Origin of the sequence: Bacillus norwichensis, assembly GCF_014836955.1 — a bacterium.
In the GTDB taxonomy this organism is placed as follows: domain Bacteria; phylum Bacillota; class Bacilli; order Bacillales; family Bacillaceae_C; genus Siminovitchia; species Siminovitchia norwichensis.
Map to the genome: position 1 here is coordinate 162,711 of NZ_JACSPV010000002.1, position 20,262 is coordinate 182,972.

The 20,262-nt window shown below is 37.9% G+C and carries 20 protein-coding genes, 1 tRNA gene and 2 pseudogenes; 17 read left to right on the plus strand and 6 right to left on the minus strand.

Annotated features, from left to right (window positions below):
- Positions 1–221 precede the first annotated feature (221 nt).
- Positions 222–950 carry an alpha/beta hydrolase gene (locus tag H9631_RS02195; protein ID WP_191809657.1) on the minus strand — a complete coding sequence of 243 codons (729 nt, stop codon included), beginning with the start codon at positions 948–950 and terminating at the stop codon, positions 222–224.
- A gap of 181 nt (positions 951–1,131) precedes the next feature.
- Here H9631_RS02195 and H9631_RS02200 point away from each other — a divergent pair, with 181 nt between their 5' ends.
- From H9631_RS02200 to H9631_RS22770, 3 genes and pseudogenes are all read left to right on the plus strand, one after another.
- On the plus strand, positions 1,132–2,136 hold the full coding sequence (locus H9631_RS02200) for a TAXI family TRAP transporter solute-binding subunit (RefSeq protein WP_191809611.1): 1,005 nt from the start codon (positions 1,132–1,134) through the stop codon (positions 2,134–2,136).
- A gap of 87 nt (positions 2,137–2,223) precedes the next feature.
- A complete protein-coding gene (locus H9631_RS02205; protein WP_225220798.1) occupies positions 2,224–2,529 on the plus strand; it encodes a phage tail assembly chaperone in 306 nt (101 codons plus the stop codon).
- Between the two features lie 911 nt (positions 2,530–3,440).
- Positions 3,441–3,605: pseudogene (locus tag H9631_RS22770) on the plus strand (DUF3597 family protein); the annotation flags it as partial.
- Positions 3,606–3,967: 362 nt separating this feature from the next.
- On the opposite strand, the gene H9631_RS02220 reads toward H9631_RS22770, so the two are convergent.
- On the minus strand, positions 3,968–4,477 hold the full coding sequence (locus tag H9631_RS02220; RefSeq protein ID WP_191809612.1) for a DinB family protein: 510 nt from the start codon (positions 4,475–4,477) through the stop codon (positions 3,968–3,970).
- An 890-nt stretch (positions 4,478–5,367) separates the two neighbouring features.
- On the opposite strand from H9631_RS02220, the gene H9631_RS02225 reads away from it, so the two are divergent.
- A complete protein-coding gene (locus H9631_RS02225; protein WP_191809613.1) occupies positions 5,368–5,802 on the plus strand; it encodes a hypothetical protein in 435 nt (144 codons plus the stop codon).
- 331 nt (positions 5,803–6,133) lie between these two features.
- On the opposite strand, the gene H9631_RS02230 is transcribed toward H9631_RS02225, so the two are convergent.
- Positions 6,134–6,206 (minus strand) — tRNA-Val (locus tag H9631_RS02230).
- A gap of 1,384 nt (positions 6,207–7,590) precedes the next feature.
- On the opposite strand from H9631_RS02230, the gene H9631_RS02235 reads away from it, so the two are divergent.
- From H9631_RS02235 to H9631_RS02255, 6 genes are all read left to right on the plus strand, one after another.
- Positions 7,591–7,788 carry a hypothetical protein gene (locus tag H9631_RS02235; RefSeq protein WP_191809614.1) on the plus strand — a complete coding sequence of 66 codons (198 nt, stop codon included), beginning with the start codon at positions 7,591–7,593 and terminating at the stop codon, positions 7,786–7,788.
- A 404-nt stretch (positions 7,789–8,192) separates the two neighbouring features.
- Positions 8,193–8,309, plus strand: coding sequence for an NADPH-dependent FMN reductase (locus tag H9631_RS22775; RefSeq protein WP_404801703.1), 117 nt, complete (start codon positions 8,193–8,195; stop codon positions 8,307–8,309).
- Between the two features lie 18 nt (positions 8,310–8,327).
- Positions 8,328–8,756, plus strand: a complete 429-nt coding sequence (locus H9631_RS02240; RefSeq protein ID WP_318246761.1) for an NADPH-dependent FMN reductase — start codon at positions 8,328–8,330, stop codon at positions 8,754–8,756.
- 96 nt (positions 8,757–8,852) lie between these two features.
- Positions 8,853–9,260, plus strand: coding sequence for a (4Fe-4S)-binding protein (locus tag H9631_RS02245; RefSeq protein WP_191809615.1), 408 nt, complete (start codon positions 8,853–8,855; stop codon positions 9,258–9,260).
- A gap of 22 nt (positions 9,261–9,282) precedes the next feature.
- Positions 9,283–9,564 (plus strand): GNAT family N-acetyltransferase, encoded by a 282-nt coding sequence (locus H9631_RS02250; RefSeq protein ID WP_191809616.1) that lies wholly within the window; start codon positions 9,283–9,285, stop codon positions 9,562–9,564.
- A gap of 158 nt (positions 9,565–9,722) precedes the next feature.
- Entirely contained in the window at positions 9,723–11,060 is a 1,338-nt protein-coding gene (locus H9631_RS02255) for a CoA-disulfide reductase (protein WP_191809617.1), read from the plus strand.
- A 256-nt stretch (positions 11,061–11,316) separates the two neighbouring features.
- Here H9631_RS02255 and H9631_RS02260 read toward each other — a convergent pair whose 3' ends face one another.
- Positions 11,317–11,772 (minus strand): HTH domain-containing protein, encoded by a 456-nt coding sequence (locus tag H9631_RS02260; protein ID WP_191809618.1) that lies wholly within the window; start codon positions 11,770–11,772, stop codon positions 11,317–11,319.
- Between the two features lie 452 nt (positions 11,773–12,224).
- On the opposite strand from H9631_RS02260, the gene H9631_RS02265 reads away from it, so the two are divergent.
- The 6 genes and pseudogenes from H9631_RS02265 to H9631_RS02290 all read left to right on the plus strand — a co-directional run bounded on the left by H9631_RS02265 (position 12,225) and on the right by H9631_RS02290 (position 17,367).
- Positions 12,225–12,983 carry an N-acetyltransferase gene (locus H9631_RS02265; RefSeq protein ID WP_191809619.1) on the plus strand — a complete coding sequence of 253 codons (759 nt, stop codon included), beginning with the start codon at positions 12,225–12,227 and terminating at the stop codon, positions 12,981–12,983.
- A 374-nt stretch (positions 12,984–13,357) separates the two neighbouring features.
- A complete protein-coding gene (locus tag H9631_RS02270; protein WP_191809620.1) occupies positions 13,358–14,755 on the plus strand; it encodes an L-cystine transporter in 1,398 nt (465 codons plus the stop codon).
- 171 nt (positions 14,756–14,926) lie between these two features.
- Positions 14,927–15,656 (plus strand): annotated as a pseudogene (locus H9631_RS02275) (SDR family NAD(P)-dependent oxidoreductase).
- A 62-nt stretch (positions 15,657–15,718) separates the two neighbouring features.
- On the plus strand, positions 15,719–16,147 hold the full coding sequence (locus H9631_RS02280) for a cytidine deaminase (RefSeq protein ID WP_191809621.1): 429 nt from the start codon (positions 15,719–15,721) through the stop codon (positions 16,145–16,147).
- 230 nt (positions 16,148–16,377) lie between these two features.
- Positions 16,378–16,815 (plus strand): GNAT family N-acetyltransferase, encoded by a 438-nt coding sequence (locus tag H9631_RS02285; protein ID WP_191809658.1) that lies wholly within the window; start codon positions 16,378–16,380, stop codon positions 16,813–16,815.
- 105 nt (positions 16,816–16,920) lie between these two features.
- A complete protein-coding gene (locus tag H9631_RS02290) occupies positions 16,921–17,367 on the plus strand; it encodes a GNAT family N-acetyltransferase (RefSeq protein WP_191809622.1) in 447 nt (148 codons plus the stop codon).
- Between the two features lie 97 nt (positions 17,368–17,464).
- Here the strand turns inward: H9631_RS02290 and H9631_RS02295 are convergent, their stop codons facing one another.
- Positions 17,465–18,346: a LysR family transcriptional regulator gene (locus tag H9631_RS02295; RefSeq protein WP_191809623.1), complete on the minus strand. Its 882-nt coding sequence runs from the start codon at positions 18,344–18,346 to the stop codon at positions 17,465–17,467.
- 114 nt (positions 18,347–18,460) lie between these two features.
- Between H9631_RS02295 and H9631_RS02300 the strand changes: the two genes are divergently transcribed.
- Positions 18,461–19,147 carry a class I SAM-dependent methyltransferase gene (locus tag H9631_RS02300; RefSeq protein ID WP_225220799.1) on the plus strand — a complete coding sequence of 229 codons (687 nt, stop codon included), beginning with the start codon at positions 18,461–18,463 and terminating at the stop codon, positions 19,145–19,147.
- Between the two features lie 214 nt (positions 19,148–19,361).
- Here H9631_RS02300 and H9631_RS02305 read toward each other — a convergent pair whose 3' ends face one another.
- Complete coding sequence (locus H9631_RS02305; protein WP_191809625.1) at positions 19,362–20,255, minus strand: DMT family transporter; 894 nt, start codon at positions 20,253–20,255, stop codon at positions 19,362–19,364.
- Positions 20,256–20,262 lie beyond the last annotated feature (7 nt).

Sequence of the window (20,262 nt, forward strand, 5' to 3'; positions counted from 1 at the left end):
ACGGATTATATCGATGATGTTAAAGCAGGTCAAAATGTTATAAGTGGGATGAAATTGTTCTATTTTTGAACGGGATAAAAGAGGAAATGTCTGATAGATTGAGTTTGAAACAATAGACGAAGAAAAATATGTAGATTAAAACAAGCCCGGTATTCTGCCGGGCTTTATTATTTATCTGCCGATAGTAATAACGATATATACTGAAATAAAATTCGAATAGCCTAGCGGGGGAACATCATTGATAATGCTCGTTTAACGTCCGGCTGCCAGGATTTCCAAGAGTGCCCACCATCAATTTCTTCATAAAAGGAATCAAATCCTTTTTCCTCAAACGCTTGGTGCAGCTCACGGTTTGGTGTTAAAAAGTCTTCCACACGTTCCGGTGAAAATTTGATTTCATTTTCTCTATTGCCGATTACATGATAAACGTCCAATAGATCAGGCGTTTTATGGGAGCGGACGGTGGCAAGCACTTCATCATTTACATAAGGAGAATGTAAAATTACTTTCCCGAAAGTATGCGGATATTCAATTGCTGTCATTAAGGAAACAGTCGCAGCAAGGCTGTCTCCCATAAGGGATCGGCATTTTCCAACACCACCGGTAGGATATTGCGTTTCCAGCCACGGAACAAGCTCATGTGCCAAAAACCTTATGTATGATTCATTCTGCTCGCCATCTGGATGATACTTATTCCGACGGTCTTTCACATTTTTATAAGGGATGCCGACGATAACCAGATTTTCAATTTTTTCCTCAGCGATAAGCTCATCAGCAAACCTTGCCAGCCTGCCCATCTGGAAATAATCTTTTCCGTCTTGAACAATCAACAGAGAGTATTTGTATAGTGGTGAATATCCAGCAGGCAGATAAATTAATAAGCTTATCATCTCATTCAGTTCTTGACTTGTAAATTCCATTTCTTTAATAGTTCCTTGGCGCATCCCAATGCCGTCCTCCTTTTGAATAGGTTGTCTGGTCTTATTGTATCATACGAACAATTCAGAGGTTAAAAACCAGGTTTGTATTCTTTTAATAGGGAAAGGATAGAAATAGTGATACGACAAGTGTTTAGAGCTTGTAAAAAAGGCTGTCTAACCTGGATTGCATCAAAAAGAAGGAGGATTTTAAATGACTAGAAAATTTCTAGCTGAAATCGCATTTATGTTCATGCTCTCATTAGTACTGGCAGCTTGCGGTGGAGGAAACGATAAAAGCAAGGACAAAGCGGGAGAAGGCGAAAAGGGGAAGGGATATGGTGTAAAAGATATTAAAATAGCTACTGGGGGGACAGGTGGTACCTATTATCCACTCGGAGGAGACCTTGCCAATTTCATTCAGAAGGCTACAGGGGTTGAGACGAATGCGGTCACTTCCGGCGCATCTACTGAAAATCTGGCAATGATCAAAAAGGGAGAAGCAGAAGTTGCCTTTACTCAGACGGACATCGCTACATATGCGGTTGAAGGAACTAACATGTTTAAAGAAAAAGTGGACAACATCAAAGGAATGGGAGGGCTGTATCCAGAAACAATCCAACTGGTCACAACAGAAAAATCTGGAATTCACTCAGTAGAGGATTTAAAGGGAAAGAAGGTTTCTGTTGGAGAATCTGAGTCGGGAACACTTGCCAATGCGGAACAAATTCTTGAAATGTATGGATTGTCTCTTGATGATGTAAAAGCCCATGACTTATCTTTTGATGATTCCATGGCTGGAATGCAGGACGGTACAATTGATGCTGCTTTTATAACTGCATCAACACCTACAGGTGCAGTGGAAGGTTTATCCGCAACTGAAAAAGTTGTCATTGTCCCAATTGATCAAGATAAGATCACTGCTTTGATTGAAAAATATCCTTATTATTCTAAGGAAACAATCAAAAAAGGAACATATGATGCAAAAAATGACATTCATACAGTAGCAGTCCAGGCCATGCTTGTTGTTAAGTCGGATTTATCAGATGATCTTGTCTATGAAATGACAAAAGCCATTTACGAGAATAGAGATAAAATCAGTCATGAAAAAGGGAAGCAAATCAATGTTGAACAAGCATTGAATGGAATGACCATCGACCTTCATCCAGGTGCAAAAAAATACTTTGATGAAAAAGGTATTACTACAGGGACTAAGTAGCGGAAATGAGTGCGGAGAATAAGGGGATGCCTCCTTCGAAGACGAAAAGGATAATAAAAACCATCTAATATCAACATTGCTTAAGAGATGCTGAGAAAGGAGTTTAAGAAGGCTAAGAATCTCGGTGGTGTGAAGGTTGCAGAAGATACTGGTGTCACTCGCTTCCGTTCCCTCTTAATCTATCGAGCAACTGTTGAAGAAGATCGGAAGAAGCTTTGGAATAACAAAGAAGCTTGGAGATCACTGAATGTGGTAAATGGACCTGATCTCATTGATAAAGTGTTAAAGGCAGGAGAGAAAAAGGCCATTATCGACAAAATCGATGAAATTAGTGGCTATAACGACGAAACGGATGAAATCATAAAAAACTCTTCGGTGCAGAAGGAAAGATAACCCTCCTGCATGAGATTTTTCAACGAACGGGTAAACTCCCCGACGAAATTATGAGCAAACCGGAGGGCATACAAAAGTTTGCTCTTTTATCGATGCAAGAGCAGTTAAAACGAGAACATGAAGAACGCCAAGCGATAAAATGACAATCGAAGGGAGGGAAGTAGGTGGCTAAAGAGATATATCGGATTGAGATTCCCATTGAGACGAAAGACAATTATAGCAAGGGGTTAGACAAGGCAAAGAGAGATGTTGAAAGCCTTGAGAAATCAGCAAAGCAGTCCGGAAAAGGGATGTCAGAACTGGGCAAGAGTGCTCAAAGTGCTGCAAAAGGCGTTGAAAAAATTGGCGGATCTGCAAGTAGGTCTGAGGGACAAGTGTCCAGATTTCAAAGTGTCGTGCAGCGGACCAGAGACAGACTGAGGGACTTGTCTGGCCGGAAATGGGAATTAACTTTGCGTGCAGTCTATAGAGCATCGCATGTCATCAGAAGTGCAAGCTCGATGGCCAGTAGTTTCGCTGGTAAAACGTACAGTATCACGTTACGAGCCGTTGATATGGTTACACGTCCTTTGCGAGGTATCATGAACGCCGCCACTTCCACTCTCGGAGTTGTGGGAGCAGCAGGAGGAATCGGTGCAGGTGTGGTACTTCCTCTTAAAATCAAGATGGATCGGCAGAGTGTCACAACCGCCTTTGAGGTATTGCTAGGAAGTAGGGGAAAAGCAGATCAGCGAATTACCGAACTGACTGAATTTGCCGGGACGACACCCTACACTCGCGACACGCTTTCCGCTATTGCTAAAAAATACAAAACGACTGTTAATGAGTTGGTCAAGCTCAATGGCATTAAAAATCCAAACCTCATCAAAGTCGGCCAAAAAATTAAACTGCCTGTAGCAACATCTCCCAAGCCAAAAGGTGATCAAAAGACAACATCAGTTGTCGATTATCTCAAATCAATTGGTGCTGATTCATCTCTTGCTAATCGGAAGAAGTTGGCGGCCAAATATGGTATTAAAAACTATACTGGTACAGCTACTCAAAATACGCAGCTACTTAAAAAGTTGCGAGGATAAATTATAAAAGGCCCGGCGTTGACCGGGCTTAGTTTTTTCACGGCATACACTTTAATTCTCCGGGTTTCTCCACAATGGCGCCCTTTTGCGGAATAGCCACCAATCCTTGTTTGTCATTCGTATGATGTATTGAGCTCTCGTTCTTCGTTAGCTTAACAAAGAGGCCTTGATTTTTCTTGTTTGAGATTATTATTTGCTTTTCATTTTTAGACAAAATCTAGTCTACAACCAATCGCTGCAACTTTTTTCAACCCGTCTTGTCCTCTCTTCATATCAGTCTATGAACGGGGCGGGAAGGCTGCCATAAAGAAAGAACGGAAGCCGCGTTTTCCGCGCAGCTTCCGTCCCGATCTTCCGGACAACTAACTCAAATACCGATTTCGGATGACCCCCATGTGATGAATCTCGTGTCCTGCAATGCCGTACGCGAGGGCACGCGCCGTAATGCTTGCGTTGTTGGCTGTGCCTTTGCAGGACCACGCCTTCGCCGGTAACCCGCGAAGCAGTGTGATCGTCGATTGCCGTACGGCCCGGTAGTCTTCGGCCAATTGCGCGGTTGTCCAGCTCCCGAAAGGAGGCATGAACAATTCCTGGTCGAAACCGGACAGAGGCGTCTGGTCCCCTCTTGCGATTCGGAGCAGGCGGTAGGTCATGACGCGTTCTCCGTCTGCGATGTGGCCCACGACTTCTTTCAGCGTCCATTTTCCTTCTGCATACCGATACGCACCATGGCTTTCGGTCAACGATGCCAGCAGCTCGGTCATTTGCTTTTCCTGGGCGAGTAGAATGTCGATGATGTTGCCATCCGGCACCAACCGGATATACTCTCCGAAGTCCCCGGCATATTCTTCTTCTGACGGTCTTTGATTCATGCGTAATCACCTCTCTATGGAGTTATAGAAAATTAAAATGCTCTTTCCAATGCTCTACCGCGATTTTTTTTTTGCGAATTTCGTAATTTCGGCATGTATAATGAATTCGCGAAAGGATAAAACTTTCCTTCCAATAATTGAGTGTAAGCAACCACTTAGTTGGTTGGTGGCCACGCTAAACTGCAATTCAATAATAATTATCTCAATTTTTCATAATTTCCGCAATAAATTATTCGATATAATGACCCTTTAATGGAATAACCATGATTTTAGTTTTTAAACAACTTTATCTCATTAACAAAAAAATCCCTTGGATTATGAAGTCGTGGAGGACCAAAATCAAGGGAAAAGTAAGATTTGAAAATTACATCTAGCATATCTAACTTTGGGATAAAAACAAGCCTCTTTCGTTCGACATTACTAGACAGTCCGGCGTTGACTGTGCTTTAATTTTTTCCAGATTGAAGATTATGCAGCCGACCAATTAGAAAAAAGAAGCTCTTATCGTACAAAATGAATATTAATTTTTGCAGAAGCCTTTTAAAAATAGTCAAAAATGAAAAAGTTAGGTAAAACTTCCTCGGAATTGGTTTAAGATCGTTAATAACATCAAAAAACAAGACCAAATATAGGGGACTGCATGGATTTTTTACCATGAGGACAGTATAAGAAATGTATTTGATAATGTTATATTGAGCCACTTTTAAGCGGTTCGATCACATAAAAAATGAGCCACTAGATTTCCAATTTTTATAACCTCTCTTATGATTGAAAGTGCCTAAACTTTTAATTTGTGAATATTTTTGTTCATAATAAAAATGAATAGTTACCTGTAACTTTGTCACATAAATATATTAAAAAGAAAATAGTTTAAAGGAGGGGGAGAGTTTATGAAAAAAATTGTAAAGAGCACAATAGCAATTATTATGATGTGTATTTTATCTGCGACAGTTTCTGCAGAAAAAAAGAATAATATCGATGAATTATTAGAGCCTTATCAGAAGGCTGTTGACAAAGTTAATGAGGATGGTTCTGACTTCTTTATTCCGGAAAATACAAAAGAGGAAGTTTACAACAATATTAAAGATATGACTCCAAAAGAAGTTGAGGAAATGCTTAAGTATGAATACAAGACATTTACATTAAATCCAACCTGCAGGAATTCATCCAACGCTGATAATAAAAAAGAGAGTGCTATAAATGGTTCTTTAGGGTCTCAAACAAAAGATGAAGACTATATTAAAGAAAGTGCTAAGGGTAAAAGGACTGAACCAGGTTATATACCTAACGCTAAAGGTGATATAAATTTATTACCACTTAAATAAAATGGCTTCGTTTCCTTCGTTCCAGGCATACCCCGAACCCTCACTGTAATAGGAAATGTTATGTGTGAACAGGCTAACTAAAGGCAGCAATGGGCAGAGTTTGGAATACGTTATGGTCCAGATGTCACCATTAATTTTAAAATGTATTAAAAAATATTGATGAGGTTGCAAATAAAATTGAAGTTTTTTTATTTACTAACACATAATAAAACACTTAAAAACATTACATTACAAGCGAATTGTCGGCAAGATGTCGGCGAAGCATTAAAAAAATAAAAAAGAGCGACTCCTTATTAATATAGGAATCGCTCCATTTCAACGTTTTGATTGATGATTCCGACTGGGTTCGAACCAGCGACCTCCACCCTGTCAAGGTGGCGCTCTCCCAGCTGAGCTACGGAATCAATATGTAATAATCAATTCGACAATTAATAATATATAATGTTTAGCTCTAAAAGTCAACTAGTATTCTTAAAAAAGTTTTTCACTGTTAGAAAGTCAGCCAGTTGATCAAGGAAGAGCCCTTTTTTAAGTTCATAATTTTGTTTTTTTAGTAGGATAATTCCGAATACTAATCCCTAAATAGTTATCACAACACCGACTATAAGGAAAGTTATGGATATATTCACCTATCGGTAAATAATACGTTATTGTGACTCTATCCCAATAAAAAATCATGAAATGAACTTTACCTACTCTTATAATTTAATTTTACAAATGATGATCAATTCTTCTTTATGGTAAATACTATCGTGAAGCGCAAAAAGCATGGGTGATTGGCTTTTACTGGAGGAGCGTTACTGCTTTAAATATGGTCCCAATCCCAAGTTTATCATTATAGTTTTGAAAATGTCCTTTAACGTTTGTCCATTAATCTTTGCTTTTTCTACGAATTCCTTAGGGTTTTCAATATAATGGTTCATTTGCATTAAGTAATATATTAATCTGTTATAATCCATTTTGTGTTCAGGTGAAGCATCATCAAGAATGTTCATTGTACTTCTGCTTCTTAATCCTTAGCATACAATTGTTGTTCTGTTTGATTTTGGATATTTATGTAAAATTTATGTAAAATAAAACAAAAGAAAAGGTTGCGATTATAGAAGTCTATATTTTCGGGAAAACTGTATAATTCATACTAATTAGAGGTGTATATGAATAACTTTATTAAGATATTGGCTACTGCTACTATAGCGATTTCTTTGCTGCTTTGGGTACCTAATATTATGTTTCAGGAAGCATCATCTTTATGGCTCTATACGTTTGTTGTTGCTGGACTGGGAATTATTTTGTCAATAATGATTAAATCAAAAATATTGCTTATAGGGAACGCCATAGCATTTTTAAGTTTTTTTCCTGTCATGTTTGTTGGTTATATTTTCGACTTTGTTACGCAACTATTGTAGTTTTTAGCTAATGTGTTACTACTGTCACAGCTAAGTAAACAGTCAATAACTTTCATAATTTATTTCCAGAGGGAGCATGGAAGATGAGTGTTGGTAAAGATAACGAAGCGTAATGCCATGAATAGGGGTTTTGTTTCTAGCTAAAGTATTTCTGTATATGATGAGATGAAAGCATATAGGGTTCAACCCCCGCTGGATTTCCAGAGGGAATTTATCGAGCAGAGCTCGAGAAAATCCTCCAAAATGTTTGATTTGTTTTCAGCTAGTGAAAGTTTTAGTGGGTTCTATTAGAAAAGGATTATTTTTGTTTTTTAAATATAAATGCTGTAAGAGGGATTGTATTCCTTTGTAAGTACAATGTAACTTAAAGTGAGGTGGAACCATGGGGGTGTGGTATTTATTAATTCTCCTTATTGGTATCGTTTTTTTAATAGCTGGAGCAACGAAAAAAGGGGTATCTCGTTCAGTTAAAATCGTTATATTACTATTTGTTTTTGGAATTCTATTCATTCTAGTTTCTCTCCTATTACTGCTGCCGGGAAGCTCTTATATTTTAGATGAACTATTAAGAATAAGATAAATGAAGAAACAGCTAAATTTTTTACAGATTTTGCAATTCTTAGCTGTATTGTTTGTTAGCGGTCAGGTGTTGTTAGCACATGACCGCTTCTTTATTATAAAAGGGCTAGGTATTCCACCCAACCTTTCCTTGATCACTCCCCCATAATAATCTGTTTTGGCATGTGGTTCTTGAGCCCACTTAACAACTGAGAAAACGTCCTTTATTTAGGAGAATAATAATCCTCAAAAGGAAAGATTATTTTCTTTCTGATAACGGATGTAGTGAAATACTTTGTCTATCTTTGGCAAGTGGCAATGAGTTTATGGTAATATATGTAAAATTAAATCTCAGCCATCTCGAAAGACAGAGCTAAACCAAGGAGGATGTATTTTTCGAGAAGCCTGTGAACAGGAGGATAAAGCGTGGAAGAAACCAAATTAACGATTACGACGATTTGTGGAAGTTTGCGTAAAGATTCATTCAATCGAAAGGTATTAAACGCTATTGAACGAATCGCACCCGAACATTGGGAGTTTTAGCACACCAATTTATCGGATATCCCTCTTTATAATGCGGATATCGAGAAAGAAAGGGACCCTCAATCGGTGGTTGAGTTTAAAGAAAGTATTCGAAAAGCGGATGGCGTTTTGATTGTTACCCCTGAGTATAATACGGGAATTCCTGGGGTACTAAAAAACGCTTTGGATTGGGCCTCGCGTCTACCAAAAGATTCCGTATTGATTCATAAACCTTTTGCGATTACAGGTGCAACACCGGGAAACGGAGGAACAGCGCAATCTCAAGCACAGGTAAGGCAAACTCTTTTGGCGATGGATGCTTATACCATGCCTGGCCCGAAAGTTCTCATTGGCAGGGTTCATGAAAAACTTAATGAGACGACTGGAGAGTTTGATGATGACCGCACGTTAATCTATCTTGACAGGTTTCTCGAAACCTTCGAAAGGTTGGATCCGGACCTTCGATAAGGGTGATTAATTTCATTCAGGATTATAGATAAACGGTTAGGGGAATGAAAGTAATAGAGCTATTTTGCTAAAAATTAAAGGCAGGAGGGGTTAAGGTTGGAAAATACTTATAAATTGTACAGCGGAGAAAATATTGATGTGAAGTTTCATGCTAAACGTTGCCTTCACGCGGCTCAATGTGTCAAAGGGCTTTCTGAAGTATTTGATGTGAAGAAGCGGCCATGGATCAGTCCTGATCAGGCACCAGCTGATGAAGTGGCCAAGGTAATTGAACGTTGTCCTAGTGGAGCTTTGGAATATGTGAGGAAAGACGGGGAAGATCAAGAACAACCGCAGACTGAAACGACCGTTGACTTGTTGCCTGGTCATTTAATGTATGTCAGGGGAGATTTAAAAATCAAGGGTGGGGATGAGACGATACAGCTTACTCGAGCAGCATTTTGTGGCTGTGGACATTCCGACAATAAGCCATTTTGTGATCATAGCTCCGAGTGTCGCCCATAAAAATCCGATAGGAGGCTGAAGAATGGTAGAAATTAAACAAGGGGAAAATAAATTTTATGTTGGGGACAACCAAGAAGATTCGCTGGCTGAAATTCATTTTGTTCCAACAGGCGCAACGAAATTGATTGTCGATCACACATATGTTTCTGACGAACTCCGCGGTCAAGGGGTCGGGGAAGCTTTAGTGAAACGGATTGTTACGTTTGCACGTGAAGAACGGAAACAAATTATCCCTCTTTGTCCGTTTGCTAAAAGTCAGATTGATCAGCATGAAGAATATCAAGATGTTCTTGAGGGGCGTTAAAACTGACTAAAATGGTTCAAACATTTTAGTAGTTAGAATCATGCAGAATCACAACTTGAACCAAATGTAAAGAAGTGTGGAGAACATCCCGTTCTTCGCACTTTTTATGTTCAAAATCCGGAAGATTCTCGAAAAAATTTGGAAATAGGGTGTATTTTATGAAATATGTGATTATCGGTGGCGATGCAGCGGGGATGAGCGCAGCCATGCAAATTGTAAAATATGAGAAGGATGCGAAAATTGTCACACTGGAAAGAGGCGCCATTTATTCTTATGGACAGTGCGGGCTCCCCTATACCATCAGCGGATTGGTTCCATCAACTGATGATCTTATTGCGAGAAGCGTTGAGACCTTCCGAAATAAATATGGTATCGATGCGAGAACTTATCATGAAGTACAAACCATTGACCCCAAAACAAAAACTGTTGCTGGACGGGATATACAATCAGGGAAGATATTTCGTCTCTCATATGATAAATTATTGAACGCCAGTGGCGCAAGCCCTATCGTTCCCGACTGGAAAGGAATAGATCTCAGAGGTGTGTATACTTTGAAAACCATTCCGGATGCTAATCAAATCCTCCAAAATCTTCGTGATGACATTCAAAATGTAACGATTATTGGTGGGGGATATATCGGGATTGAAATGGCGGAAAGCTTCAGGACGCTTGGAAAAAGCGTTCGGCTGATTGCCCGCGGAACGTACGTTGGCAAAATATTTGATCCAGAAATGGCTCAATTCATCCATGAACAAGCCAAAAAACATCAAATTGAACTGATTGTAAATGAGAACGTGACATCTATTGAGGGGGATCGATCTGTTGAGGCAATAAGAACAGATCGATCGTTGTACAAAACCGATCTTGTTTTGATTTCAGCAGGAGTTAAGCCTAATACATCTTTTATTCAAGAAACCGGAATCACTTCTGGAATAAAAGGAGCCATTCAAACGGATCGTTATATGGAAACCAATGTGAAGGATATTTATGCGGCAGGAGATTGTACGCTGCAATATCACATGGTAAAAGGTCAGGATGATTATATTCCTCTTGGAACTACAGCCAATAAACAGGGGCGTATTGCAGGACTGAATATGGTAGGAAAGCCACGTGAATTTAGAGGGGTTACTGGCACATCTATTATAAAATTCATGGATTTGACCCTAGGAAAGACGGGATTATCAGAACAGGAAGCACAGAAGTTGCACATTCCTTATGAAGCTGTGAAGATTGAGGCGCAGGACATTGCCCGTTATTATCCGGAAGCTCGCCCTATTCATATTAAGCTCATATACAGAAGTGACAATTATCGCTTGCTTGGTGGGCAGATCATTGGTGAAAAGGGTGTCGATAAACGATTGGATGTATTGTCCACGGCCCTTTTTAATCAAATGACCGTCCGGGAGCTTGAAGATCTCGACTTGAGCTATGCCCCTCCATACAATGGCAGCTGGGATCCAATCCAACGAGCTGCGAGAAAAGCCATGAGGGGTTGACAGGAAACGCTATCCTCTATTTAAAAAACCATCTCTCTCTTTGATAGGATATAGGTATTTCTTGTTTTAAATTTAAAATCAGAACAACTTAAACTGGAGTAGTCTCTTTATTGTATGATTTCTTAACTAGACGGCATAAATCTGTCTGTTTTGAAATCGAGAGATTTGCAACAAGTTTCTAATCAATGAACGATCAAAAGCTGTGAGCGATTGTCCTCTTTGTGTTGAATAAAAAGGACAGTGCGCTTTTTTATGGTTAATCTGGGGGATTTTGATTTAGTGTAAAATGGAGCATCAAAATGTTAACACATATATTTAATTCTACTTTTCTTTCGATCGGTTTATTTTCTTTGAAATTTAATAATTCTTTTTCGCTTATATCCAACAATTTGGAAATATTCATTAAAGATAAGTCAAATTCTTGTGTTAAAGTGTCTAGTATGACTTGAGCTCTTTCTTTTGATTCAATTCCTGAGAGTCCCTCATGCAACATAGCTGATTTATGCTTGATATTTTCTTTTTCATGATTGGTTAAATCTATTTTCTCTTGATGAACAATATCATTTATCCTTTTCAAAGGCATGTTTAATATTTTTGATAGTTGCTTGAGGTTTAAAGCAAATTTGCTTGTTAAGCTTTGTAAGTCTTTTTTATAAACATTGATGTTTTCTCCAGATATTTCAATGTATCTAACTTCTTTTTGATTTGTCATGTTTCATTCTCCTGTTTAACATAGTTGTCATTTGTAAGACAAGATTGGGCTATATCTAGTTTGTTATAATAAACCATATATCATTGAGAAAAAAGGGAACCACATGGAACATGGTAGAAAACAACAGGGAAAGTCCTGCTAACTTAAGCATTTCTAGTGTACTTAAATTACAGGAGGATTTATCAGTCATGTTAACACCTCCCTTTATATGCTAAATAATACTTCTACATTTAGATTGTATTTCCCTTTAACTTTATTCAGTAGAAGTCTCCATTTTTGTAAGTGGTGAGATGAATTCAATTCAGTCGGAGTTGAAACCCGGGCTGAATGAAGTTAAAGTCTCCGGCGAATGCCACAGATTTTCAGTGGGGATTTATTGAGATCTGGGTGTAAATACATCAAAGCGCATTGATTAAAGTAAGACTTTATTTGAATATATTTGAGGTGGGAAATTGGGATTTATTCAATTGACAAAAAGCACAATTGAAACCGAACATATCTGTTGTGCTTTGGGAGCAAAACAATATGAGCATGCAGTAAGCGAGAAGAAGAAGTGGTTGGCAGAACGAATGGATGAAGGATTAGTATTCTATCGTTTAGATGAACGTGCGAAAGTATTTATAGAGTATTTACCTGCACAAATGGCGTGGGTTCCTATTCAAGCACCCAATTATATGTATATTAATTGTTTATGGGTTTCTGGGAGATATAAAGATAACGGGTATGCAAAGCAGCTATTGGATTACTGCAAGGAAGATGCGATCAGTCGGGGTATGGACGGAATTGTCCATATAGTAGGAAAGAAAAAATATCCGTATTTAAGTGATAAACGTTTTTTTGAACATATGGGGTTTGAGCTTGTGGACCAGGCAGAACCATATTTTCAATTAATGACATTAAAGTGGGATGAACAGGCTAGCGATCCGTTCTTTAAAAAAAATGAAGAAGCTCTTTGCAGAGATGAAGGTATCTCTATTTATTACACTGCCCAGTGTCCTTTTGCTGTTGGCATATTGGAAGACCTGAGAAAAGTGGCAGAAAGCAAAAAGGTTCCCTTCCACACTTATAGAATAGCAACTAAAGAAGAAGCACAAAACTCTCCGATAATATGGACAACTTTTGGCATGTTTTATAATGGAAAATTCATTACACATGAAATAATGAGTTCAAATAAATTTGAGAAGTTATTAACGAAGCTATTATCGGAATGATATTTTTTTACATATATTTCAATGAAGTGGAATAATATAAAACGGAAGTTCCAAGCTTGTAGAGAGGTGTTTTCTCTACAAGCTTTTCCTTTGTTTCTTTCTTTGAAAGAAACAGACTTTTATTCACTTGGAGCGTTCAGTATATTTATGTGCGTAATCTGAGATAATACCTTGTGATACGATGATTTGTATCAATTTATAATGGAAGGCATTCATCAAACCAAATCGTTGACAGAAACGATCGCGGTATGTATATTATTAATTTGTTAAATGTACTAAATCTATAGGAATTATTTACTTTCCTGTGGCATAGTAGATTCACGGCGCATATGATGAAAAACACATATTGAGGCCCAAACAAAGGAGGGGACATCATGAATATATTTTTAATTAGCCTGAATATCATTGCGTTACTGGCGATTATTGGACTTCTTATATTTATGCAAAAGAAACATGTATCGTTTACAAAACGTGTATTTACGGGTTTAGGTGCCGGGATTGTGCTAGGTGCACTTTTACAGGCTATCTACGGGGTAGATTCAGAGGTATTAACGAATACAGCAGATTGGTATAGTATTGTCGGGAGCGGGTATGTCCAACTGTTAATGATGATTGTTGTACCGCTTGTTATGGTATCTATTATTCAGTCCATCATTAATTTGGAGAAATCTGCAGACCTTGGAAAAATGTCTGCCTGGATTATTGGTTTCTTAGTTTCGACAGCTATGGTTGCCGCGTTGATTGGTATAGGGTCTGCGGCATTGTTTGATTTAAATGCAGATCAAATTGATGCTGGCCAGGCGGAGGTTGATCGTGGGGATATGCTTCAGGAAAAGCTTGGAGATGTACAGGATTTGACTGCACCACAAAAAATCTTGAGTTTTATTCCTTCTAATATATTTTTAGATATGACAGGCCAGCGAGCAACTTCGGTTATTGCGGTAGTTATTTTCTCCATTATCGTTGGGATTGCAGTGCTTGGATTGCGGAGGAAAAATCCGGAACAAGCAGAAATGTTTACGAAAATCGTAAATGCACTATACGCTGTTGTTATGCGCATCGTAACTCTTATTTTACGCCTGACACCATTTGGAATTTTGGCTTTGATGGCAAATACAGTGGCTAAAACAGATGTTGCGGGTATTGTTCAGCTTGGAAAATTTGTGGTCGCTTCTTATGTTGCCTTATTGGTCATCATGATTTTCCATCTTGTATTAGTGGGCCTCTTCGGTTTAAATCCGATGACATATTTGAAAAAGGCCATCCCTGTATTGGGATTTGCTTTTACATCACGTTCGAGTGCAGGGACGATCCCACTGAACATCCAAGCACAGAAAAACTCTCTTGGTGTTGATTCAGGAATTGCGAACATGTCAGCTTCTTTTGGAGCGACAATTGGGCAAAACGGGTGTGCTGGAATGTATCCTGCTATGCTGGCAGTCATGATTGCACCGACGGTCGGAATTGATCCACTTACACCAGCATTTATCATCAAACTGGTCTTAATTATTGGAATTAGTTCATTTGGTGTTGCTGGTGTTGGCGGTGGAGCAACCTTTGCTGCATTGATTGTTTTATCTTCGATGGGGCTCCCAGTTGCTTTAGCTGGTTTGCTCATATCAATCGAGGCACTTATCGATATGGGACGTACAGCTGTAAATGTAAATGACAGCATGGTCGCCGGAACGTTAACGGCACGAATTTTGGGGAAATTGAATTTGAAAACATTTAATGATAAAACAGCTATTGAAGATAGTAGCTCATCACTTTAAGGAAAAAAGCTAATCACCATATTTGGTGGTTAGCTTTTTTGATGGAGAAAATGGCGAAAATCAGAGTTTTGATCATCTGAAAAGATGATAAGAATTGTTCTCGATAAAGGTATGGAAATGCTCATCATGGTACAATTTAGTTACATAGGAAATAATGGAGGGAATTTTTTAATGCTTAAAAATAAAAAGATAATCATAACTGGTGCGGGTTCTGGGATTGGTAGAGAAATTGTTAAGCAATGTTTAGACGAAGGTGCTTCCGTAGTTGCATGTGATATTAATGAATATTCCTTACAGGAGTTACAAATATTAATGGGTGACCATTCTTTACTGCATATCAGATAGATGTAAGTAATTATGAAGAGGTTGCTAGATTTTTTGCATATGTTGAAGCTGAACATCCTAATGTTGATAGCTTAGTGAATAATGCGGGGATTTACTTGGCAAAAAGATTACTAGATTATCAAACAGAGGAAATTGATACAGTCTTAAATATAAATATTAAGGGATTTATTTATTTTACACAGATGTTCGGAAAGCTATTGCTTCAAAGCCAACGAAAGGGAGTGATCGTGAATATGTCTTCCGTATCAGGGATGGAAGGCAGTTCAGATGCGATTTATGGACTGTCAAAAGCTGCTATACTGGGTTTAACTAAAAGCTGTGCAATGAATTTCTCCCCTTACATCAGAGTGAATGCTGTTGCTCCCACGATGGTTGACACTCCGATGATGGATACAATTCCCGATTGGAGGAAAAAAGAAATTTAAATCATCAACTCATTGATATACCTGTACTTTCTGAAGATGTCGCTGATACTGTTATTTTCTTATTATCAAATAAATCTAAGCATTACACAGGAGCAACCTTCGATATCAATAATGGAGGATATCTAAGGTAGACTTTTTCTGAAAATATCTATTATTCATCCCAAGAGGAAATGGAAGAAAGAAGAGGTTAGAAATGAGCATTGCACAAGAGCTGTATGCAGCAGTAAAAAAACTAATTGAGCATAAATATCCATCTGGCTGGGGTGGTGCAGCAGCTATTCGGGTGGAAGACGGAACGATTTACACTAGTGTTGTACCAGATGTAATAAATGCTTCGACTGAACTTTGTATAGAGACAGGAGCAATATTACAAGCCCATAAATTTAACAAGAAAGTAACACATTGTATTTGTGTAGCAAGGGAAGATGAAGACTCTGAACTAAAGGTTTTATCGCCTTGTGGTGTATGTCAAGAGCGTTTATTTTATTGGGGGCCACAAGTACAATGTGCTATCACAAATTCAGAGCAAGTTGTCATTTTCAAGCCATTAAGTGAGTTACAACCATATCATTGGACAGAAGCGTATCATGACGAAATGGTAAAAGAATGGAGGAAAAGATAATTTGTAATAGGAAGGTTGCTCTTTTAAAGAATTCGCCCCCTAATTTTTATCAGTACGTTGAAATGAAACATTGATACGTTATCTTCTTATTATCAATAAATTCAATCATGATTTAACATAATCAACTGATTTATTCCAGGGAAGCTGAGATTCTAGAACAATGTTACATGTTTATTTTTCATTCTAATAGTGGGATTTTTTCAAAACGTTAGGAGGACACGATGTTATTAATGGATATTAGAAAACCTACTGATTCGGAACTTAAAAAAATTATGTTACTTTCTCCACAAGCTATATATGATGGAACATTGGGAGAAGTACTACCTTCCAATGAAAAAACCGAACACCTTATTGCGACTCTATTAGAAAAGGGAAGTTATTATTTAATTGCAACACACAACGATAAATTGATGGGCTGGATTCTGATTGGAGCAAGTAAAGACCAATTTACTGATATGATGAATGGATTTATTTATGAACTATTTGTTATAGAAGAATTTAGAGGCAACGGAATTTCAACACGATTAATGGGAGCTGCCATTGACTGCTTAAGACAAGATGGATACTCTGAAATACGTCTTAGTGCTTTTGCAGGGAATCAAGCTATTCAACTATACAACAAAATGGGATTTAGCATAAGAACGGTTGCTATGAGTTTGACGTTATAATCTACCTTTTTTACCAAACTAGCTCAGCTTTTTTCATCTATTTCTGATATCAAGTGACATATAGTTGAACAAGAGATAATGAAATTAACCTTAAGGAGAGTCATAATGACAGAAAAAATAATACCGATTACTAGTGAGAGAATAGAAAAATGTATTGAACTTTATATCAATGTTTTTAATAGTGGTCCTTGGAATGAGACTTGGACGTATCAAACTGCTAAAGAAAGACTTACTGACTTACTGCTGACGCCTAAATTCCTTGGATTTTTATTATATGAAAATGACACTTTAATTGGATTTATTGCGGGAAATAGTAAGAAAACGTTCACAGGATTAACTTTTTATATAGCTGAGTTCTGTATAAATAATCAAATTCAAGGCAAGGGTTACGGTTCCAAACTACTCCTTTATTTAGAAGAAGAACTAAAGAAAAGAGATATTTATAGTATTTATTTATTAACTGCGACTGGAGGGCATGCAGAAGCTTTTTATTTAAAAAATGATTATTCAATAAATAAAGATAGGATAGTTATGAAAAAGATTTTATCATGATACTACCCGTGTATCCATTTCATCCGCATGGCATGGAAGAACTTCATGATTTATTAGATGGCTAAAATCCTCTACCCTTTCTCACAGCCGATTTGATTTAGGTCATCAACATTTTTTCAAATTCCTTTGTCAGGAAAGAGGTAAATAGTTGCACTTCGGGAGTTTCGATTTTAGTCACTACATATGTAAAAGAAGTTGTTGGTAGGACCTTATCATGTTTAATTTCAATCATTGTCTGCTGTTGCAGTTCTTCACGGACCATAGACAAAGGAAGGTATGACACTCCTAATCCCTTTTCAATAAAACGTTTGGAGATTTCAATTTGAGTGACTGGCATTGTACGAATGCGTGGATATGATCTTTTAATCTCGGTTAGAAGATTGCTCCAATAAGTGGGATGATTGTTTGTTAACACCCTGTATTGTTTAAGTACTTCCTCCTCAACAGGAAAGTTTTCATTTTTCCTATAGGGTGCCACTAGGATAACTGGATCTTCGTGAATGACCTCACAAGATAAGTTTTTCTGAACTGGCTCCATTCTGGAGATGCCGATCTCTGCTTTTCCAAGACATAGCTGTTCTCCTATTTTGAATGAATTTACAATGTCTACAATGATCTCGATATCAGGATATTTATCTATAAACCCTCGCAGAATTCCCGGGAGTATAGAGGATGCAATTTGTGGAGCTACGGCAATGGTCAGTTTTCGATTATATCCTTGTTCCCAGGCTTCAAATTCTTCCATCCCCTTATCATATTTCTCTACCATCTCTTTAGCATACGAAAGAAACTGATAACCGGCAGGGGTGAGAGTAATATTTTTACCAACTCTGTCAAACAATTTAGTATTCAAATGGCTTTCCAGTTTCTTTATATGTTTGCTAAGAGCTGGTTGTGTTAAAAAGAGATCCTCTGAAGCTCTGCGAAGGTTTTCATACTTAGCAGCTGTGATAAACGTTTTTAACCACTTTATGTCCATATGTTTCATCCCTTTTATTGATAACAGTTCGTTATCAATTTTCAATAATATTGTTATTTCTAATTATATACTAGATGTTTTACAATTGAATTAGAAATCTTCGGGGGGATGGATATGGATACTGTTATTGATAAGGTAAAAGAAAAATTTAATCAAAATGCACTTCAATATGATAATCAACGAAGAAAGTTAATTCCTTGTTTTGAGGACTTTTATTCAGTTCCAGTCTCAATTATTGAGACAGACAAGGAGACACCAAAAATTTTAGACATAGGGGCGGGAACAGGGTTATTTGCTTCTTTCATAAAAGAAAAGTTCCCCAAAGCTACAATCACCCTAATTGATATTTCCGAAAATATGTTGGAAAAAGCTAGGAATCGATTTAAAGAAGAGGAGAACATTGCTTATATAAACGCTGATTATTCCGAGTATAAATTTGAAGAAAAGTTTGATATTATAGTGTCTTCACTTTCTATACACCACTTAACGGATGAAGCAAAAAAGAAGATGTTCAATAATGTTTACAACTTATTGACCCCTAAAGGGATTTTCGTAAATGCTGACCAAGTACTTGGCCATACGCCCTTTATAGATTCTATGTATAAAAAAGACTGGAATAATAAAATAACTATGTCTGGTTTAACGGACAGCGAGATTCAGGCAGCGCACGAGCGAACCAAGCTTGATCGGATGGCTACACTAGATCATCAAATGAAATGGTTGATAGATAGCGGTTTTCAAGATGTCGATTGTGTCTACAAATATTTTAACTTTGTTGTATTGTTTGCTAGGAAATATTAATTTTTAATGAAATATTCATACAAAGAGCGCGTTTTGATCAAGATGGATCAAAACGCGCTCTATCTACTGTACTGTTTTTCAAATTCGTAAAAAGTCGCTTTATTCTGCACACCCATCAAGACTGGGCACTTCTTCTGGAATAGTAATGTCCTCTATACTTCAATGATCGCTGAAGCTGCGTGTGAAATGCCAATTGGCATTTCGTGTGATTATTTTACTGATGCTGTCCCTTTTTTACCACTGCAGCATTCTTACCAAATATAACGGAAAATACAACGACTATAGCCATAAGGACAGTAAATGAGGTGATGGATTCATTCAAAAATAATGCTGCAAATGTAATCATTAAAAAGGGTTGTAGATATTGAATCTGACTAACTCTTGAAATTCCTCCCATCGCTAATCCGCTGTACCATGCTACATAAGCTAGAAATTGACTCACTACTGCCAGATAAATAAAGCTAACCCAGGCTTTTAAAGGAGCATGAAGCATCTCACCAGTTACGTTTAGAAAAACTGGAACAATGAAAAACGGAGCAGCGCTAATGATGCCCCATGCAATCACTTGCCAGCTGCCTAATTCTTGAGCTAGCTTGCCGCCTTCAGCATAACTGAGGCCAAGTATAATCACAGCTCCTAGCAAGGCCAGATCTGCATATTGAAGCTGCCCAAATCCCAAATAGGCAGCATAGCTAATCACTGCTAAAGACCCGACAAAACTTGAAATCCAAAATTTAAGAGAAGGGACTTCACCAGCTCTTAATATGGCAAATCCTGCTGTAGCCAACGGTAATAGCGCTAATTCTACAGCTCCATGAGAAACCGGCAGACTTTCCATTGCCCACGAAGTGAGTAAGGGAAATCCTAAAACAGCGCCAAGGGAGACAATAATCAAACTTTTGAACTGTCGGGCAGAGGGCAGCTTTTCTTTTCTAATGATCAAGACGAGAATAACTAAGATAAAGGCAACGATCGTTCTTCCTAAACCGACAACCGTAACGCCAAAATATTGCACTGCTACACGCGTTGCGGGGAGAGTTAAGCTAAAACAGATGACCCCTACTAATCCTAACAAAAGTCCAACTTTTTCTTTTCTTTCTATTTGCACTGTGTCC

Bases quoted from the DNA above. Each gene is read 5' to 3' on its own strand.
- H9631_RS02290 (WP_191809622.1), top strand. From the start codon at position 16,921: ATGACAGAAAAAATAATACCGATTACTAGTGAGAGAATAGAAAAATGT.
- H9631_RS02200 (WP_191809611.1), top strand. From the start codon at position 1,132: ATGACTAGAAAATTTCTAGCTGAAATCGCATTTATGTTCATGCTCTCA.
- H9631_RS02225 (WP_191809613.1), top strand. From the start codon at position 5,368: ATGAAAAAAATTGTAAAGAGCACAATAGCAATTATTATGATGTGTATT.
- H9631_RS02270 (WP_191809620.1), top strand. From the start codon at position 13,358: ATGAATATATTTTTAATTAGCCTGAATATCATTGCGTTACTGGCGATT.
- H9631_RS02235 (WP_191809614.1), top strand. From the start codon at position 7,591: ATGGGGGTGTGGTATTTATTAATTCTCCTTATTGGTATCGTTTTTTTA.
- H9631_RS02300 (WP_225220799.1), top strand. From the start codon at position 18,461: ATGGATACTGTTATTGATAAGGTAAAAGAAAAATTTAATCAAAATGCA.
- H9631_RS02255 (WP_191809617.1), top strand. From the start codon at position 9,723: ATGAAATATGTGATTATCGGTGGCGATGCAGCGGGGATGAGCGCAGCC.
- H9631_RS02260 (WP_191809618.1), bottom strand. From the start codon at position 11,772: ATGACAAATCAAAAAGAAGTTAGATACATTGAAATATCTGGAGAAAAC.
- H9631_RS02220 (WP_191809612.1), bottom strand. From the start codon at position 4,477: ATGAATCAAAGACCGTCAGAAGAAGAATATGCCGGGGACTTCGGAGAG.
- H9631_RS02285 (WP_191809658.1), top strand. From the start codon at position 16,378: ATGGATATTAGAAAACCTACTGATTCGGAACTTAAAAAAATTATGTTA.
- H9631_RS02295 (WP_191809623.1), bottom strand. From the start codon at position 18,346: ATGGACATAAAGTGGTTAAAAACGTTTATCACAGCTGCTAAGTATGAA.
- H9631_RS02250 (WP_191809616.1), top strand. From the start codon at position 9,283: ATGGTAGAAATTAAACAAGGGGAAAATAAATTTTATGTTGGGGACAAC.
- H9631_RS02280 (WP_191809621.1), top strand. From the start codon at position 15,719: ATGAGCATTGCACAAGAGCTGTATGCAGCAGTAAAAAAACTAATTGAG.
- H9631_RS02205 (WP_225220798.1), top strand. From the start codon at position 2,224: ATGCTGAGAAAGGAGTTTAAGAAGGCTAAGAATCTCGGTGGTGTGAAG.